This window comes from Curtobacterium sp. USHLN213 (genome assembly GCF_037144815.1).
Taxonomy (GTDB): Bacteria; Actinomycetota; Actinomycetes; order Actinomycetales; family Microbacteriaceae; genus Curtobacterium.
Genome location: NZ_JBBCYQ010000003.1, coordinates 15,246 through 29,124, shown reverse-complemented (window position 1 = coordinate 29,124; position 13,879 = coordinate 15,246). Strand labels below are relative to the sequence as shown.

General features: G+C 70.8%; 10 protein-coding genes and 1 other RNA gene. 8 read left to right on the top strand and 3 right to left on the bottom strand.

The features are described from left to right. The first annotated feature begins 92 nt into the window (after nt 1-92). Both WFH25_RS04715 and WFH25_RS04710 read left to right on the top strand, forming a co-directional pair. A complete protein-coding gene (locus tag WFH25_RS04715) occupies nt 93-938 on the top strand; it encodes a Nif3-like dinuclear metal center hexameric protein (RefSeq protein ID WP_229086604.1) in 846 nt (281 codons plus the stop codon). Nucleotides 939-940: 2 nt separating this feature from the next. Next, nucleotides 941-1,675, top strand: a complete 735-nt coding sequence (locus tag WFH25_RS04710) for a zinc ribbon domain-containing protein (protein WP_071301951.1) — start codon at nt 941-943, stop codon at nt 1,673-1,675. A gap of 201 nt (nt 1,676-1,876) precedes the next feature. On the opposite strand, the gene rnpB is transcribed toward WFH25_RS04710, so the two are convergent. From rnpB to map, 3 genes are all read right to left on the bottom strand, one after another. After that, an RNA gene (gene rnpB, locus WFH25_RS04705) (RNase P RNA component class A) lies at nt 1,877-2,237 on the bottom strand. A 160-nt stretch (nt 2,238-2,397) separates the two neighbouring features. After that, nucleotides 2,398-3,150: a polyphosphate--glucose phosphotransferase gene (gene ppgK, locus WFH25_RS04700; RefSeq protein ID WP_336696975.1), complete on the bottom strand. Its 753-nt coding sequence runs from the start codon at nt 3,148-3,150 to the stop codon at nt 2,398-2,400. Between the two features lie 22 nt (nt 3,151-3,172). Further along, on the bottom strand, nt 3,173-4,036 hold the full coding sequence (gene map / locus WFH25_RS04695) for a type I methionyl aminopeptidase (protein ID WP_336696974.1): 864 nt from the start codon (nt 4,034-4,036) through the stop codon (nt 3,173-3,175). A 158-nt stretch (nt 4,037-4,194) separates the two neighbouring features. Between map and WFH25_RS04690 the strand changes: the two genes are divergently transcribed. The 6 genes from WFH25_RS04690 (at nt 4,195) to WFH25_RS04665 (ending at nt 13,820) form a co-directional block, all read left to right on the top strand. Continuing rightward, nucleotides 4,195-4,374: an SPOR domain-containing protein gene (locus WFH25_RS04690; protein ID WP_336696973.1), complete on the top strand. Its 180-nt coding sequence runs from the start codon at nt 4,195-4,197 to the stop codon at nt 4,372-4,374. Nucleotides 4,375-4,419: 45 nt separating this feature from the next. Beyond that, the gene (glnA, locus tag WFH25_RS04685; RefSeq protein WP_070418782.1) at nt 4,420-5,757 is read left to right on the top strand and encodes a type I glutamate--ammonia ligase; all 1,338 of its coding nucleotides are present in this window, start codon (nt 4,420-4,422) and stop codon (nt 5,755-5,757) included. A gap of 22 nt (nt 5,758-5,779) precedes the next feature. Next, entirely contained in the window at nt 5,780-8,752 is a 2,973-nt protein-coding gene (locus WFH25_RS04680) for a bifunctional [glutamine synthetase] adenylyltransferase/[glutamine synthetase]-adenylyl-L-tyrosine phosphorylase (RefSeq protein ID WP_336696972.1), read from the top strand. Between the two features lie 505 nt (nt 8,753-9,257). After that, entirely contained in the window at nt 9,258-10,856 is a 1,599-nt protein-coding gene (locus tag WFH25_RS04675) for a glycosyltransferase family 2 protein (protein ID WP_336696971.1), read from the top strand. Continuing rightward, complete coding sequence (locus tag WFH25_RS04670; protein WP_336696970.1) at nt 10,849-12,405, top strand: glycoside hydrolase family 26 protein; 1,557 nt, start codon at nt 10,849-10,851, stop codon at nt 12,403-12,405. Before WFH25_RS04675 ends, WFH25_RS04670 begins: the two co-directional genes overlap by 8 nt. Further along, nucleotides 12,402-13,820 (top strand): UDP-glucose dehydrogenase family protein, encoded by a 1,419-nt coding sequence (locus tag WFH25_RS04665; RefSeq protein ID WP_070418786.1) that lies wholly within the window; start codon nt 12,402-12,404, stop codon nt 13,818-13,820. The genes WFH25_RS04670 and WFH25_RS04665 overlap by 4 nt, the downstream gene beginning before the upstream one ends. The last annotated feature ends 59 nt before the right edge of the window (nt 13,821-13,879 follow it).

The window sequence follows — 13,879 nt, the reverse complement described above, 5'->3', positions numbered from 1 at the left end:
CCGCGCGTCGCCCGTCGTCCACAGTGCTGCTCGGTCCCGTGGTCGTCCACAGGGCGCCCGGACCGACCCGGGCGGCTCGGTAGACTGACGGGATGCCGACGCTCCGCGAACTCCAGGCCGTGATCGAAGACCTGTGGCCCGCCGCCGGCGCCGAGTCCTGGGACTCCGTCGGGCTCGTGGCGGGGGACCCCGACCAGACGGTCGAGCACGTGCACCTCGCGGTCGACGCCGTCCCGGCCACCGCCCGCGAGACGGTCGAGCTCGGCGCTGACCTGCTGCTCACCCACCACCCGTTGCTGCTCCGCGGCGTCACCACGATCGCCGAGTCGACCTACAAGGGCAGCGTGCTCGCCACCCTCGTGCGCGGCGGGGCAGCCCTCGTCGCCGCGCACACCAACGCCGACGTCGTGACGACGGGCACCTCGGCCGTGCTCGCCGACCGGCTCGGCCTGACCGACCAGCGCCCGCTCGAGCCCGGTGCGGACCCGTCGACGGGCATCGGCCGCGTCGGGGTGCTCGCCGAACCGACCACGCTCGGCGCGCTCGCCCGAGCGCTGGTGGACCTCCTGCCCGGCACCGCGACCGGCGTCCGGGTCTCGGGGGAGTTCGACCGGCCCGTCCGTTCCGTCGCACTCTGCGCCGGCGCCGGCGACGCGTACCTCGGGCACCCCGACGTGCTCGGGGCCGACGTCTACGTCACGAGCGACCTCCGGCACCACCCGGCGTCCGAGTTCCGCGAGCAGGCGATGCTCGTCGGCGGGCCCGCCCTCATCGACACCTCGCACTGGGCCACCGAGTGGCTCTGGCTCGACGTCGCCGCCGAGCAACTCCGCCGCGCCGCGGGCGTCCGCGTCACCGTGAGCGACCTCCGCACCGACCCGTGGGACTTCGCCGTCCTGCCGGCCGCCGAACCCACCACCGACACACAAGGAGTCTGACCATGAAGGCAGCACCCGAGGACCAGGTCATCCTCCTCGACGTCCAGCGTCTCGACAACGACGTCACCCGGATCGCGCACCGCATCACGTCGCTGCAGAAGGGCGACCGGCTCACCGAGCTCGGCACCACGGCGGCGGGGCTGCGCGCCCAGCTCGCGGCGGCCACCGGCGAGGTCGAGGACGCCGAGCGCGAACTCGCCCGCCTCGAGTCCGACACCGCCACGGCGCAGGCCCGTGTGGAGCGTGACACCACGATGCTCCAGAACGTCTCCAGCGCGAAGGACGCCGCTGGTCTCCAGAGCGAGCTCGAGTCGCTGCAGCGCCGCATCGGGGACCTCGAGACGGCCGAACTCGAGGTCATGGAGAACCTCGACGGCTTCCGCGCCCGCGTCGGTGACATCGAAGCGCAGCTCGCCGACGTCGAGGCTGCACGTGCCGGACTCGTGGCCGAGCGTGACGCCGAGATCGCCCGGCTCGAGTCCGACCGCGAATCGGCCACGCAGAGCCGTGCCGCCGTCGCCGCGAAGGTGCCGGCGGACCTCCTCGCGCTGTACGACCGGCAGCGGGCGCGGTACGGCTTCGGCGCCTCGCTGCTGCAGGGCGGGGTGTCCACGGCGTCCGGCGTGACGCTCACGAACTCCGACCTGCAGACCATCCGGCGGGCAGCGCCCGACGACGTCGTGCTCTGCCCCGACAGCGACGCGATCCTGGTGCGGACGGCGGAGTCCGGGCTCTAGACGCGACCTGACGACGGACGGGAGGCGCGGTGCCGGCCTCCCGTCCGTCGCGTGCGTGCGCTGGTCGCGTCGCGTCGCACGTGGGCGCAGTGTGCGAGGTTCCGTGCTGCGTGCGAGGGCGCTGACGTCGCACGCAGCACGGAACCTCGCACAGTGCCGCGGTAGGCGCGCGCGCCGCGCTTGCGCGCCGAGCGTGGGGTGCGAATGGGCCGGCCGTACGCCGGGTTCTGTCCCGCCGCTCGCGCGGCGGTGACGGCCATCTCTCTCGGACCGACGTTGCCGTCGGCCTCCAGCGGTCTACCCGAGGACTCGGCGAGCAGCCTCAGCGTCCTCTGTCTGACCTTGCTCCGGGCGAGGTTTACCGAGCGGATCCGGTCACCCGGACCCCTGGTGGTCTCTTACACCACCGTTTCACCCTTACCGACGTCGCCGCCGGCGGTCTGCTTTCTGTGGCACTGTCTCGCGGATTGCTCCGGGTGGGTGTTACCCACCGCCCTGCTCTGTGGAGCCCGGACGTTCCTCGGCACTCCCGGGGGAGTGACGCGACCGTCTCACCGACCCATTCGCGAGCACGAGTCTACCGGGCACGTGGCCACGTCGAACCACGGAACCGACATCGAACCAGCGGCGTGGGCCGGTTCGATGTCGGATTCGTGGTTCGACCCGCGGCGAGGCCGCGGTGAGGTGGCGCTCCCGGGAGGGGGCCGCGGCGAGGCCGAGTGCTACGACTGCGAGCGCGCGGCCAGGGTCGCGGCGCCGATGATGCCCGCGTTGTTCCGGAGCGTCGCCGGGATGATGTCCGCCTGCAGGTCGAGCAGCGGGAGGAACTCCTCGTACTGCTTCGACACCCCGCCGCCGACGACGAAGAGCTCCGGGGAGAGCAGGGCCTCGAGCGTGGAGTAGTACTTCTGCAGCCGCTTCGCCCAGTGCTTCCACGACAGGTCGTCGCGCTCCTTCGCGGCGAACGAGGCGCGCGACTCGGCGTCGTGCCCGTCGATCTCGAGGTGCCCGAGCTCCGAGTTCACGATGAGCACGCCGTCGTTGATGAGCGCCGTGCCGATGCCGGTGCCGAGCGTCGTGACGACGACCAGGCCGTCCTTGCCCTTCGCCGCACCGAACTGCTGCTCGGCGAACCCGGCGGCGTCGGCGTCGTTGACGAAGTGGATGGAGCGGCCGAGCTCCTTCTCGAAGAGCGCCTCGGCCTCGAAACCGATCCACTTCTTCGAGACGTTCGCCGCGGACATGGTCTTGCCGTCGCGGACGATCGCCGGGAAGCAGACCCCGACGGGCACGTCCGACGCCGGAGCGAGCTCGTCGAGGATGGACGCGGCCACGGCGACGATGTCGTGCGGCTTCCCGCCCTCCGGCGTGGCCTTCTTGATCCGGTCGGTGGTGAGTTCGCCGGTGGAGACGTCGACGATCGCGCCCTTGATGCCCGTACCGCCGATGTCGACGCCGACTGCGAGGGAGGTCATGAGGAGCCTTTCGGTGTGGAGGTCAGGAGACCGTGAGGAGTTCCGCGCCGCGCTCGGTGACGACGAGGGTGTGTTCGAACTGTGCGGTCCACGACTTGTCCCGGGTGGAGACGGTCCAGTCGTCGGCCCAGATGTCGGCGTCGATGCCGCCGAGCGTGAGCATCGGCTCGATCGTGAAGACCATGCCGGGCTCCATGACGTCGTCGAAGCGCGGGGCGTCGTAGTGGGGGATGATCAGCCCGGAGTGGAACGCCCGCCCGACGCCGTGGCCGGTGTAGTCGCGGACGACGCCGTAGCCGAAGCGCTTCGCGTACGCCTCGATGGCACGGCCGATGACGTTCACCTGCCGGCCCGGGGCGACGGCCTTGATCCCGCGCTCGAGGGCGAGTCGCGTGCGGGTCACGAGGTCCTCGACCTCCTGCGACGCCTGCCCGACGACGAAGGTGCGGTTCGTGTCGCCGTGCATCCCGTCCTTGTAGGCGGTGATGTCGATGTTGACGAGGTCGCCCTCCTGCAGGACGGTGTCGTCGGGGATGCCGTGGCAGATGACCTCGTTGAGGCTCGAGCAGAGGGACTTCGGGTAGCCGCGGTAGCCGAGCGTCGAGGGGTAGGCGCCGTGCGCGACGACGAACTCGTGGCCGATCCGGTCGAGCTCGTCCGTCGTGACACCGGGGCGGATCGCCGCGCCGACGGCGTCGATGGCCTGGGAGGCGATGCGGCCGGCGGTGCGGATGCGCTCGACCTCGTCCGGGGTGTACGTGTCGCCGAGCCCGTGCTCGTGCGGCTCGGCCTTGCCGACGTACTCAGGACGCTCGATCTCCTTCGGGACGGACCGCAACGGGGAGATGCGGCCGGCGGTCAGGTGTCCGTGTTCGTCCCGGGGCATGCGGACCACTCTAGCCGGGGCCGCGTGTCGCGCGGACGCGAGGGCCTGGAGGCGCGGTGCCGGCCCGACGGACGGGCACCGCGCCTCCAGGCGGTCACCCAGCGCGCGGGGCGCGGCGTGGCCACACCGCGGCCGCCCCACCTGGGTACGGTGGCGGCATGAGTGACGAACGCATCGAGTCCCAGTGGTGGTTCAACGAGAAGAAGCACGCCGTCGAGCAGGGCCCGCAGTCGCCGCAGCGCGACCGGATCGGCCCGTTCGCCTCGCGTGAGGAAGCGCAACACGCCCTGGACCGGATCAAGGCGAACAACGAGCGTTGGGACGACGAAGACCAATAGGCTGAGACTCCCAGCTGGACCAGCTGCACCACGGAAAGGGCGTCAATGGACAAGCAGACGGACTTCGTGCTCCGCACCATCGAGGAGCGGGGCATCAAGTTCATCCGACTCTGGTTCACGGACGTCATCGGGACCCTGAAGTCCGTGGCGATCGCCCCGGCCGAGGTCGAGGGCGCGTTCGCCGAGGGCATCGGGTTCGACGGCTCCGCGATCGAGGGCCTCACGCGCTCGTACGAGGCGGACGTCCTGGCCCACCCGGACCCGTCGACGTTCCAGATCCTCCCGTGGCGCGGCGAGATCGACCCGACCGCGCGGATGTTCTGCGACATCACGACGCCGGACGGCCAGCCCGCCGTCGCCGACCCGCGCAACGTGCTCAAGCGCACGCTGGCGAAGGCGAGCGAGCGCGGCTTCACGTTCTACACGCACCCCGAGATCGAGTTCTACCTGCTGAAGAGCCGCGACTGGAAGGACGGCGGCCCGCAGCCCGTCGACCGTGCCGGCTACTTCGACAACGTCCCCGGCGGCAGCGCGCACGACTTCCGTCGCCGGTCCGTCCGGATGCTCGAGGACCTCGGCATCTCGGTGGAGTTCTCCCACCACGAGGCCGGCCCCGGCCAGAACGAGATCGACCTCCGCTACGCCGATGCACTGACGATGGCGGACAACATCATGACGTTCCGCACCGTCGTGAAGGAGGTCGCGATCGAGCAGGGCGTCTACGCGACGTTCATGCCGAAGCCGATCTCCGGCCAGCCGGGCTCGGGCATGCACACGCACGTGTCGCTGTTCGAGGGCGACCAGAACGCCTTCTACGAGGCGGGTGGCCAGTACCAGCTGTCCGACACGGCGAAGCACTTCATCGCCGGTGTCCTCAAGCACGCGCCGGAGATCACCGCGGTCACGAACCAGTTCGTGAACTCGTACAAGCGCCTCTGGGGCGGTGACGAGGCCCCGTCGTTCGTGACCTGGGGCCACAACAACCGCTCGGCCCTCGTGCGCGTCCCGCTGTACAAGCCGAACAAGGGCCAGTCCGCCCGCATCGAGTACCGCGGCATCGACTCGGCGGCGAACCCGTACCTCGCGTACTCGCTGCTGCTGGCCGCAGGGCTCAAGGGCATCGACGAGGGCTACGAGCTCCCGCCAGAGGCCGAGGACAACGTCTGGAGCCTGTCCGACTCCGAGCGCCGTGCCCTCGGGTACAGCCAGCTGCCGGCGAGCCTCGACCACGCGCTGAGCCTCATGGAGGACTCGGAACTCGTGGCGGAGACGCTCGGCGAGCAGGTCTTCAACTTCGTGCTGCTGAACAAGCGCCAGGAGTGGAAGGCCTACCGCGACCAGGTCACGCCGTTCGAGCTCGACACGAACCTCGGCGCGCTCTGACGGCACCGGGGGCACGCACCACATGACCGGTCGGACGACGACGTCGCGTTCCGAGTTGGCCCGCCTGGGCTTCGCGGAGCTGTCGGAGAGCCTGGAACGCATCGCCGACCTGGAGGCGCGGTTCGGCCCCGACCTGCAGGTGCCGGTGAGCGGGTCCCCGGCACTGTGGGAGTCCACGGCCGATCCGGACGGCGCACTCCGCGCGCTCGAGCGGCTGCTCGAGCGCGCGCCGGACGAACTGCGTCCGGTCCTCGCGGACGACGCCGCCACCGAACGGCTCGTGCGGCTCCTCGGGGCGTCGGTCGGGCTCGGCGAGTTCCTGCACCGCCGTCCGGCAGAGATCGACCTGCTCCTGGCGCCCGTGACGGCGCCGTGGTCCCAGCAGGAGTACACCGATTCGCTGCTCGCCGCGATCGACGGTGCCACGGGCGAGGACGCCCGACTCCGGCTCCGGGTGCGCTACCGCCGGCACCTGGCACAGATCGCGCTGTTCGACGTCCTGAACGCCGCGCCGACCGAGGCGTTCCCCGCCGTCGCGGCCGGGCTGGCCGACCTCGCCGGTGCCGCGCTCGAGGCCGCGGTGGACGTCGCCCGGCGCGAGGTCCCGTTCCCCGCGGCCGACGTCGAGGCGACGCCGCTCGCCGTCATCGCGATGGGCAAGGCCGGGGCCCGCGAACTCAACTACGTCAGCGACGTCGACGTCATCTTCGTCACCGAACCCACCCGCGACGACGAAGCGGGCACGGGCGTGGGGACCGACCGTGCCGTGCTCATCGCCACGCGGCTGGCGATCGCGGCCACGCACGCCATCACCGACCTCGCGGCCGAACCGGCGCTGTGGGAGGTCGACGCGAACCTCCGGCCGGAGGGCAAGGACGGCGCACTCGTCCGGACGCTCGACTCCCACGTGGCGTACTACGAGCGCTGGGCGAAGGAGTGGGAGTTCCAGGCCCTGCTCAAGGCGCGGCCGATCGCCGGGTCGGCCGACCTGGGGGAGCGCTACGCCACCGCGGTCGCCGGCTTCGTGTGGACGTCGGCGCAGCGACCGGGGTTCGTCGAGTCCGTGCAGCGCATGCGGCAGCGGGTCACCGACAACATCCCCGACGACGAGGTCGACCGGCAGCTCAAGCTCGGGCCGGGCGGTCTGCGCGACGTCGAGTTCACCGTGCAGCTGCTGCAGCTCGTGCACGGCCGCGACGACGAGACCGTGCGGGTCCGGTCCACGCTCGAGGCGATGGACGCGCTCACCGACGCCGGCTACGTCGGCCGTGCCGAGGCCGCCCGCTTCGGGCCGGACTACGCCCTGCTCCGCCTGCTCGAGCACCGCATCCAGCTCCGCCGCCTGCAGCGCACCCACCTGATGCCCTCCGACGAGGACGAGCTCCGGGTGCTCGCCCGGTCGAGCGGTCTCGCACGGTCCGCTGCGGCGCTCGAGACACGGTGGCGCGCCGTGAAGCTCGAGGTCCGCGGCCTGCACGAGCGCCTGTTCTACCGACCGCTCCTGTCCGCGGTGGCCGCGAGCGACGGCGACATCGTGCTCACCAGCGACCAGGCGGTCGACCGGCTCGGCGCGATCGGCTTCGCGGACCCCGCCGGGGCACTCGGCCACATCCGGGCACTGACGCAGGGCACGAGCCGCCGGGCGGCGATCCAGCGGAACCTGCTGCCGGTGCTCCTGCGCTGGATGGCCGAGGGACCGGCACCGGACCGAGCGCTCCTGGCCTTCCGCCGGCTGAGCGACACCCTGGGGGAGTCGAGCTGGTTCCTCCGCATGCTCCGGGACTCCTCCGGCGCGGCGCACTCGCTCACCACCGTGCTCTCGGAGTCGGCGTTCCTGTCCGGGCTGCTCGAACGCTTCCCCGAGGCGGTGGCCTGGCTCGACGAACCGGAGGCGCTGCTGCGCCCCCGGCCGATCGAGTCGCTGCTCGCCGAGGTCACGGCGACGACGGCACGGCACGGGGACGACGTGGACGGCGCAGCGGCCCTGGTCCGGTCCGCCCGACGGCGTGAGACGCTCCGGCTCGGCATGGCCGCCGTCCTCGGACACCTCGACGTCGATGCCCTCGGCCCCGCGTTGAGCGACGTCACGGAGTCGACCCTGGCCGGTGCCCTCACGCTCGCGCGACGGGACGCCCCGGCAGGCCTGGAGTTCGGCGTCATCGCGATGGGGCGGTACGGCGGCCGTGAGCTCGGCTTCGGCTCGGACGCCGACGTCCTCTACGTGTACCGGGCGACCGAGGACGTCCCGTCGGAGCAGGCTTCGCGAGCGGCGCAGACCATCGTGCGGGAGCTCGCCCGCTTGACCGACGACGCGATCCACCCTCTCGACCTCGACATCGACCTCCGCCCCGAGGGCAAGAACGGCCCCGTGGTGCGCACGCTCGACTCCTACGGCGCGTACTACGCCCGCTGGTCGCTCACGTGGGAGGCCCAGGCGTTGCTCCGCGCCCGCGGGGCGGTCGGGGACGCGCAGCTCCTGCGTGACTTCGAGCACCTCGCCGACCGCACGCGCTACCCGGAGCACATCGACGACCAGCAGGTGCGCGAGGTCCGACGCATCAAGGCCCGCGTCGAGTCCGAACGCCTCCCGCGCGGTGCGGACCCCGCCCGGCACCTCAAGCTCGGCCGCGGTTCCCTGAGCGACGTGGAGTGGTTCGTCCAGCTCCTCCAGCTGCAGCACGCGCTGACGATCCCGGGCCTCCGGACGACGTCCACGCTCGAGGCGCTCGACGCCGCCCGCGACGCCGGACTCGTCGCCCCCGACGACGCCGAGCGTCTCGGTGCCGCCTGGCGCTTCGCCTCGCGGACGCGGAGCGCGCTCGTGCTCTGGTCGGGCAAGACCACCGACGTGCTGCCCGTCGACCGGGTGCAGCTCGAGGGCATCGCACGTCTGCTGGAGTACCCGCCGGGGTCCGCCTCGGAACTCGAGGAGGACTACCTCGGGGTCACCCGCCGGGCACGTCAGGTCTTCGAGCGCGAGTTCTACGGCGCCTGACGCCCGTCGCGACACGCCCGGACCGACGTGTTTCGCAGCGAGTTGACACGTCCTCGGAAGTGAATTCCCCGTAACGTGCAGCGTCCCCCGTTCGACATCTGCCTGTACCCCGGCCGGTCGAACTCCGGCGTCCGTTACCGGGACGTGATCCTGCTGGCCGCGTCGACGCGAGGCGACGGCCGGAGCTGCTCGCGGCGCGCCCGGCGACCATGACCTGAACAGGGCTTTCGCTGGGGGTCGAGCCGCGCCTCCTGGACCGTCCACCACCCGTACAGGGTGAGTGGCAGGGTGAACGTGGTCCACCGGAGTGCTGTCAGCACCAGTGCGGACACGATGACCACACGCGGAGGGGGACCGTGGTGTACCCCGTAACGTGCCCGTAACGCCCCCGGTCGGGGGTCGCGTTGCGCACCGGGTCACGGTTCTGCATCAATGGGGTCACCCGAACCGGCCCTGATTCCCCAACGACGCGGAATCTCCACCTCGAACGTTGAAGCAGGGATCGATGTTCACCTTCATTCTGCAGATCAGGCAGATGGTCGAAGGGCACCCCGAGTTCTACCTGTTCGCCGTGTACTCCGCGGTGATCTGGTTGCTCTGGCTGCTCAAGGTCATCCTGTCCGCCCGCTACCGCCCCTACACCGGCACCTACACCGGCACCACGAGCGTCGTCGTCCCCGTCGTGGACGAACCGCTCGACCTCTTCCGCGACGTGATCGGCCGCATGGTCGAGCAGCGTCCCGGCGAGATCATCGTCGTCATCAACGGCGCCCGCAACGAGGCCCTCGAAGCGGTCTGTGACGAGTTCGCCCCACTCGTCCGCTGGACGCACACGCCCATCCCGGGCAAGCGCAACGCCGTCAAGGTCGGCACCGAGATGTCCAACGGCGACATCACCGTGCTCGTCGACTCGGACACGGTGTGGACGCCCGGCACCCTCGACGAGCTGCTCAAGCCGTTCGCGGACGCCTCGGTCGGTGGCGTGACGACGCGCCAGCGCATCCTCGAGCCGACGCGCAGCTGGATCACCCGCTGGGCGGACTGGCTGGAGAACTCCCGCGCGCTGTACTCGATGCCCGCGCAGAGCGTCCTCGGCCAGATCGGCTGCCTGCCCGGGCGCACGATCGCCTTCCGTCGCGACATCCTCGTGCGCGTCATGGACCGGTTCATGCACGAGAAGTTCATGGGCGTGTTCCTCGAGGTGTCCGACGACCGGACCCTGACGAACCTCACGCTCAAGGAGGGGTACCGGACCGTCTACCAGTACACGTCGCTGGTCTACACGGACGCTCCGCTGCAGGTGAAGAAGCTGTTCAAGCAGCAGCTCCGCTGGGCCCGTGGTTCGCAGTACAACACGCTCCGGATGCTCCCGTGGATGCTCGGCCACGCGCCGATCCTCGCGGTGTTCTTCCTCACCGACATCATCCTGCCGTTCATGCTGTTCGGCGTGATCGCCGGCTGGATCTACCGCGCCTTCACCGGTCAGGGCGAGAACCTCTACCAGGGGATCCTGCAGCAGTACGGCTTCTCGACCGGCTTCGTCTACGTCGCCGCCCTCATGGTGGTCTCGTCGGTGCTCAGCATGGCGATCCGGCAGATGCGGCACCTCGCCGAGAAGCCGAGCGACTTCTTCCGCCTGCCGATGTTCATCATCGTGTCGACGTTCTTCCTCATGCCGATCCGGCTCATCGGCTTCTTCCGCCTGGCGCACGCGTCCGGCTGGGGGACCCGTGCCGGTGCGTACGCCGGTGGACCGATGGAGGAGGACCCCGCGGACGCGGTGCAGCCCTCGGCCGTCGCCACCCAGACCCCGGTGAGCCCGATCGACGCGGCTGCCCCGGCCTCGGCCGGCGGAGCCGGCTACGGCGACGACCAGCGCGCCGTGGACCGGGCGTTCGACGACCTGTTCGGCCCGGACGCCACCACCAACTCCACCGCGACGGTGCTCGCGACCCGCCGCTCGGCAGCCACTGCAGCGCAGTCGCAGTCGGCGACCGCGGCTGCCCCCGCCCCGGCACGCGTCCGTCGGTACAACCCGTACGCCGCGATCCCGTACTGCATCGGCTTCGCGATCTTCGCCCTGGAGGCCTTCCTCATTGTCTGACCTCATCCGCTCCTCAGGTGCCTGGTGGGCCCAGTCCAGCAAGCACGCACGACTCACCGCGGTCGGGACCACCGCCATCGTCCTCGTCCTCGGACTCATCACCTGGAACGTCTGGGTGTCCCCGGCGGGCTCGGTGTCCACCGCGGTCCACCAGGCGCTCGGTGTGACGCCGCCGAAGAAGAAGATCTCGGCGGCCGAGCTCCAGACGAAGCTCACGGCCGCCCAGGAGAAGATCTGGGCGCTCGAGGGCAAGCTCGACTCCTCGACCGCGCAGTCCGGCTCGCGTGCCGACCAGATCGCCGAGCTCAAGGCGCAGATCGCGTCGCTGCAGTCGGACCTCGGGGCCGCCAAGGCCGCCGGGGCACGGTCCAGTGACGGCGCGTCGGGTTCGGGAGGGTCGGGCGACGGTTCCGGCGGCTCCGGGTCGGCCGACGGCTCGGGCAGTGGCTCGGGTGGTTCCGGCGGCTCCGGCAACGGCTCCGGCAACGGTTCCGGCTCCGGCAACCACGGCGTCACGAACCCGAACGGCGGCCCCTCGAAGGACCCCGGCACGACCCCGATCTCCGTCCCCACCAAGGCGCAGATCATGGCGCAGCCGGCTCGCTGGTACGGCCTCTACACCGCGCAGTCCCCCTTCAACTGGGCGGAGTACGACGAGGTCTCGCAGCAGGTCGGCAAGGCCACGAACATGGTCGGCTTCTTCCAGGGCTTCGACCAGGACTTCAACGCCACCGCCGTCCAGCGCGCGTGGGCGAACGGCCGCCTGCCGCTCATGACCTGGGAGTCCGCACCCGCCAAGACGGGCAACGACGCGAAGTACGTCCCCGGGTACACGAACGAGGACATCGTCTCGGGCAAGTTCGACGCCTACCTCACGAAGTACGCGAAGGCCCTCGCGGCGAACGGGCAGCCGATGGTCATCCGGCTCGACCACGAGATGAACGGCTCTTGGTACAACTGGTCCGAGGGGACGGCACAGCAGAACGCAGCCGGGTCCTACGTCGCGATGTGGCAGCACGTGCACGACGTCTTCCAGGCCAGCGGCGCGAACAAGTACGTCATCTGGAACTGGGCACCGAGCCGCATCGACAAGCTCGGCAACGACAAGTACATGCAGCTCGACTACCTGCGTGAGTACTACCCGGCGTCGAAGTACGTCGACTGGGTCGGCATGAGCGGGTACTACCGCACCGCCTCCGAGTCGCCGACCTTCGACAACACGTTCGGCAAGACCCTCGCCCAGCTCCGCCAGATCGCACCGGACAAGAAGATCCTCCTCAGTGAGATCGGTGCGACCGAGACCGGGACGAGCGTGACCAACGGGCAGAAGGCGAAGTGGATCACCTCGCTCTTCGACGGCCTCGCGGAACCGGCCAACGACGACGTCATCGGCTTCTCGTACTTCAGCGAGACCGCGACCACGGTCGTGGACGGCGTCCGCACCACGAACGACTGGCGACTCAACTCCCGCGCCGACAGCCTCCAGGCCTTCGTGGCCGGCATCTCGCGCACCGACACCGACTACGACCTGCAGGAGGTCAAGCAGTGACCGCTCAGAAGAAGACCGCAGACTCCCGTCCGGCACCCGTCATCAGCGTCATCGGCACCGGCTACCTCGGTGCCACCCACGCGGCCGCCATGGCCGAGATGGGCTTCGAGACCATCGGCGTGGACGTCGATCCCGCCAAGCTCGCGGCCCTGTCGGCCGGCGAGGTCCCGTTCTACGAGCCCGGCCTGCCGGAGCTCATCACGAAGCACGTCGCCAGCGGCAAGCTCCGCTTCACGGCGTCGCTGCCCGAGGCCGTGGCCGCGGCCGACGTCCACTTCGTCTGCGTCGGGACGCCGCAGCGCGCCGGGTCGCACGCCGCGAACCTCACCTACGTCGAGAACGCCACCCGCGGTGTCGCCGAGAACCTGACGCACCCCGGCCTCATCGTCGGCAAGTCGACGGTCCCGGTGGGCACGGCCGAGCGGCTCCGCGGCATCGTCCGCGAGTTCACCCCGTCGGGCATCGACGCCGAGCTCATCTGGAACCCGGAGTTCCTGCGCGAGGGCAAGGCCGTCGACGACACGCTGCACCCGGACCGGCTCGTCTGGGGCGGTGCCTCCGCGTCGGCCGACGCCGTGATCCGCGAGGTCTACGCCGCACCCATCGCCGAGGGCACCCCGGTCATCACGACCGACCTCGCCACGGCGGAGCTCGTCAAGGTCAGCGCGAACGCGTTCCTCGCCACGAAGATCTCGTTCATCAACGCGATCTCCGAGATGTGCGCGATCACCGGTGCGGACGTGTCCACCCTGGCGGACGCCCTCGGGCACGACGCCCGCATCGGCCGCAAGTTCCTGAACGCCGGCCTCGGCTTCGGCGGTGGCTGCCTGCCGAAGGACATCCGGGCGCTCATGCACCGGGCGAACGAGCTCGGTGCCGGTCGTGTCGTCGGGCTCATGCAGCAGGTCGACGAGATCAACATGGGCCAGCGCGAGCGCGTCATCGACATGACGATCGACGCGCTCGGCGGCTCCGTGCTGAACCGTCGCGTCGCCGTGGTCGGGGCGGCGTTCAAGCCCCTCACCGACGACGTCCGCGACTCGCCGGCGCTCAACGTCGCCGCTGCGCTGCACCTCCGCGGCGCCCAGGTCACCCTGTGGGACCCGGAGGCGATGGAGACCGCCCGCCGCTCCTTCCCGACGCTCACCTACTCGTCGTCGATGGAGGGTGCGATCGAGGACGCCGACGTCGTGCTCGTCCTCACCGAGTGGGACGAGGTCATCGCCGCCGATCCCGCGGCGCTCGCCTCGATCGTGGGGCGTCGCACGGTGATCGACGCCCGCAACTGCCTCCCGGTCGCCGACTGGGTCAAGGCGGGTTGGACCGTCCGTTCCCTGGGACGGCCCACTCCGGTCACGGGTGCACCCGTGAGCGTCGCTGCGGGGACGAACGACGCGGTGGCCACCGCGCGGTAGTCACCCGGACGCGAAGCGGGGTCTGTGCCGGGGCGGCACGGGCCCCGTTCTCGTGTGCC

Bases quoted from the DNA above. Each gene is read 5' to 3' on its own strand.
- ppgK (WP_336696975.1), bottom strand. From the start codon at position 3,150: ATGACCTCCCTCGCAGTCGGCGTCGACATCGGCGGTACGGGCATCAAG.
- WFH25_RS04680 (WP_336696972.1), top strand. From the start codon at position 5,780: ATGACCGGTCGGACGACGACGTCGCGTTCCGAGTTGGCCCGCCTGGGC.
- glnA (WP_070418782.1), top strand. From the start codon at position 4,420: ATGGACAAGCAGACGGACTTCGTGCTCCGCACCATCGAGGAGCGGGGC.
- map (WP_336696974.1), bottom strand. From the start codon at position 4,036: ATGCCCCGGGACGAACACGGACACCTGACCGCCGGCCGCATCTCCCCG.
- WFH25_RS04710 (WP_071301951.1), top strand. From the start codon at position 941: ATGAAGGCAGCACCCGAGGACCAGGTCATCCTCCTCGACGTCCAGCGT.
- WFH25_RS04675 (WP_336696971.1), top strand. From the start codon at position 9,258: ATGTTCACCTTCATTCTGCAGATCAGGCAGATGGTCGAAGGGCACCCC.
- WFH25_RS04690 (WP_336696973.1), top strand. From the start codon at position 4,195: ATGAGTGACGAACGCATCGAGTCCCAGTGGTGGTTCAACGAGAAGAAG.
- WFH25_RS04715 (WP_229086604.1), top strand. From the start codon at position 93: ATGCCGACGCTCCGCGAACTCCAGGCCGTGATCGAAGACCTGTGGCCC.